The organism is Streptomyces sp. NPDC059166 (assembly GCF_042755185.1).
In the GTDB taxonomy this organism is placed as follows: Bacteria; Actinomycetota; Actinomycetes; order Streptomycetales; family Streptomycetaceae; genus Streptomyces.
Genome location: NZ_JBHZCI010000108.1, coordinates 1 through 1,017 on the forward strand (window position 1 = coordinate 1; position 1,017 = coordinate 1,017).

Genomic DNA, 1,017 nt, shown 5'->3' on the forward strand with positions numbered 1-1,017 from the left:
GCGATGACGATGGTTCCGCCGTGCAGGAGTGGGGCCCACATCTCGTAGGTGGAGGCGTCGAAGGCGTGTGAGGAGTGCATCAGGACGCGGGCGTGTGCGGGACTGTCGTAGTGGGGGTCGAGGGCGAGGTCGATGACGTTGGCGTGGGTGATGACGACGCCCTTGGGCAGACCGGTGGTGCCCGAGGTGTACATGACGTACGCGGTCTGCGCGGCGGGGATCTCGGGGCCGGGGGTGGTGGCCGGGAGCATGGCGGTGGCGCTGGTGGCCTCGGCGAGGGTGACGCACCGGGTCGCCTCTGTGAGCTGTTCGGGCAGCTGGGTGCGGTCCGTGAGAAGCAACGGCACGTGGGCGTCGTCGACGATCCACGCGAGGCGGTCGGTGGGGTAGGCGTCGTGGAGCGGGATGTAGTGTCCGCCGGCCTTGATCACGGCGAGTTCGGTGATCACGAGGTTCGTGGAGCGTTCGATGAGCAGGGCGACCGGGGTTCCGGAGGTCACACCCTGGGTGCGCAGGTAGTGGGCCCATCGGGAGGAGTGTGCGTCGAGCTCCGCGTAGCTGAGCTGCCCCTCCTCGGACACCACGGCCGGCGCGTCCGGAGTCTCCATCACCTGCTGCGCGAAGAACTCCACGAGGGACAACTCGGGTGCCGTGCGATCGCCGCCGCTCCATCCATGGAGCAGCTGGTGGTGCTCGTCCTCGGTGAGGAGCGTGAGTGCGCCGACGCGGCGGGACGGGTCGGCCGCCACCTGGGCCAGCACCCTGCGCAGCCGGTCGCCGAGAGCAGCCACCGTCTCGGGATCGAACAGATCCTGGGCGTACTCGATCTCACCCTCGATACCGCACGGCGCGCCGTCCTCGTCGAAGGCCTCGCGTAGGTCCAGAAGCAGATCGAACTTGACCGGGGCGTTTCCGACGGGCACCAGGGACGGGGTGATTCCGGGGAGGTTGAGTTCGGGTTCTTCCGTGTTCTGGAGGGTGAGCATCACCTGGAAGAGGGGGTGGCGGGCGAGGGAT

General features: G+C 68.5%; 1 protein-coding gene. It reads right to left on the minus strand.

The genetic code is table 11. The annotated features are described in order from the left end of the window. Window positions 1-1,017, minus strand: a 1,017-nt coding sequence (locus ACFXOA_RS32320; protein ID WP_385035745.1) for an AMP-binding protein, incomplete at both ends; no start/stop codon positions are given.